Origin of the sequence: Neobacillus drentensis (genome assembly GCF_036965245.1) — a bacterium.
GTDB lineage: Bacteria > Bacillota > Bacilli > Bacillales > Cytobacillaceae > Neobacillus > Neobacillus drentensis_G.
Genome location: NZ_JBALPG010000050.1, coordinates 51,195 through 53,531, shown reverse-complemented (window position 1 = coordinate 53,531; position 2,337 = coordinate 51,195). Strand labels below are relative to the sequence as shown.

The following is a 2,337-nucleotide window of genomic DNA, read 5'->3' as shown; positions in this document are numbered from 1 at the left end:
TTAAAAGAAATGATTGATGTGAATACCATCATTGGAGACCCAGTTGAAACCCCTGACGGAAGTGTTATTTTAACAGTATCAAAGGTTGGGTTTGGATTTGCTGCAGGAGGCAGTGAGTTCAAGCTCGACAGCTCCCAATCACAAGGGCAAAGCCAAGGTCAATCAAAGCTTCCATTTGGCGGCGGTAGCGGCGGAGGTGTTTCAATCACCCCAATCGCCTTTTTAATTGTAAACTCTAGTGGTGTCAAAATGCTTCATCTCGATGAAAGTACCCATTTATACGAGAAGATTTTAGAGCTTGCACCGCAGGCAGTCGATAAAATTCAGCAAATGTTCTCGAAGAAAGACCAGAATAAACAGCAGCAAACCCAACAGCAAACCCAGCAGCAAACCCAACAGCAGCCAAAAATTGATCTTGATTTTTAATGTGAAGGTTAATCTTCCAAACCACATTGGAAGGTTAACCTTTTTCTTGGTTTTAATATAGAATACGAGAGTTTAAATAATTGCAAAAAGGGTTTTGAAAAGATATATTTACACTGTACATATTTAAAGCTAAAATGCTGATTAAATTTATTAGCGTCATAGCTTTAAACTACAAAGGAGGATGAAAGAATGGCAAATGTAACATTCAAAGGAAATGCTATTACTTTGTTAGGCAATGAAGTAAAAGTTGGTGACAAGGCTCCAAATTTTACGGTGCTAGCAAATGACTTATCAGAAGTGACGTTAAACGATACGAAGGGGCAGGTTCGTTTAATCACTTCAGTGCCTTCTTTAGATACGGGTGTATGTGATGCAGAAACACGCCGATTCAATGAAGAAGCAAATAGCTTAGGAAACGTAAAAATATTAACAGTTAGCGTAGATTTACCATTTGCGCAAAAACGTTGGTGTGCAGCAAGCGGTATTGAAAATGTGCAAACATTATCCGATCACCGTGATCTTTCATTTGGAGAAGCATATGGGGTTGCCATCCAAGAATTAAGACTACTAGCTCGGGCAGTGTTTGTTGTTGACTCGAACGATACTGTGACATATGTTGAGTATGTTAGTGAAGCAACTAACCACCCTAACTATGAAGCTGCAATTGAGGCTGCAAAAGCGGCAAAATAATTGAACCACTAAGAAGCGGAAGCGCCCGTTTAGCGACGCTGGGACTAGACAAATCTCGCAGTACAAATGAAATTCTTATATGATAAGAAGGCCTCGACTAGAGCGAGGCCTTTATACTTTCCTAACGCATAAGTGCAACTATGCCTCTGTCTTCGCCCTTAGGGGCTCGCCAATCGGCGAGTTTGCTTTATTAAAAAAATGCATACTTGTTTAAAATGAATAAGGAAAATCTAGTATTGGAGGGGATACAATGAAAATTTCTCCAGTTGAACAGCTATTTACATTATTTAATGAAACTGCTCTTATTTTACAAGAGGAATTATCCTGTAGTTACCTAGAGGCACTTGCCGAGACAGGGGAAAATCTATTTCAAGGGGCCATCCTTCAGGACGAGCTAAGTGAGCTAACCTTAAAAAGGCTTAAGAAAGTATATGAAGAGATTCATTTGGTCAAATATTCGAATGAGGATATTCGCAAAGCCTATCAGCTTGTTATTTTAAAAGGGATGAAGGAAAATGTACAGCCAAACCATCAAATGACACCAGATTCTATTGGCATGCTGGTTGGTTACCTAGTAGAGAGATTTATGAAGAAGCAATCCTTCCGTCTTCTTGACCCTGCCATTGGAACTGGGAATTTATTAACAACAGTTTTAAATCACGTCCATAAAAATATTACGTCCATTGGAGTAGAAATTGACGATATTCTGATCAAGCTTGCCTATGTAAATGCTAATTTACAAGAGCATCCTGTTCAGTTGTTCAATCAGGATAGCCTGGAGTCTTTGTTTATCGATCCTGTGGATGCCGTCATTGCAGATTTGCCGGTGGGCTACTATCCAAATGATATCAGAGCTTCAGATTATCAATTAAAAGCTTTAGAAGGTCACTCATATTCACATCATTTATTCATCGAACAAAGTGTTAAACATACCTTACCTGGAGGCTATTTATTCTTCCTAATTCCGAACGGCTTATTTGAAAGTGATCAAGCACCTCAGCTTCATGAATTTATCAAGGGAAATCTGATTATTCAAGGTCTGCTGCATTTACCAACAAGCATGTTTAAAAATAAACATTCAGCTAAAAGTATTTTAGTTTTACAAAAAAAAGGTGAAGGTGTCAAGCCGCCAAAGCAAGCATTACTTGTAAATTTACCGAGCCTGTCAAGTGCTGTTGGAATGGATAATATTTTATCTAAAATTGAAAAATGGTTTCAGGA

3 protein-coding genes are annotated in these 2,337 nt (G+C 38.6%); all 3 read left to right on the top strand.

The annotated features are described in order from the left end of the window. Window positions 1–426, top strand: a 426-nt coding sequence (gene ytfJ / locus V7150_RS12805; protein ID WP_335518538.1) for a GerW family sporulation protein, incomplete at its 5' end; no start/stop codon positions are given. A 189-nt stretch (window positions 427–615) separates the two neighbouring features. Further along, complete coding sequence (gene tpx / locus V7150_RS12800; RefSeq protein ID WP_335518536.1) at window positions 616–1,116, top strand: thiol peroxidase; 501 nt, start codon at window positions 616–618, stop codon at window positions 1,114–1,116. A gap of 250 nt (window positions 1,117–1,366) precedes the next feature. Next, window positions 1,367–2,337, top strand: a 971-nt coding sequence (locus V7150_RS12795) for a class I SAM-dependent methyltransferase (RefSeq protein WP_335518533.1), incomplete at its 3' end; no start/stop codon positions are given.

Bases quoted from the DNA above. Each gene is read 5' to 3' on its own strand.
- tpx (WP_335518536.1), top strand. From the start codon at position 616: ATGGCAAATGTAACATTCAAAGGAAATGCTATTACTTTGTTAGGCAAT.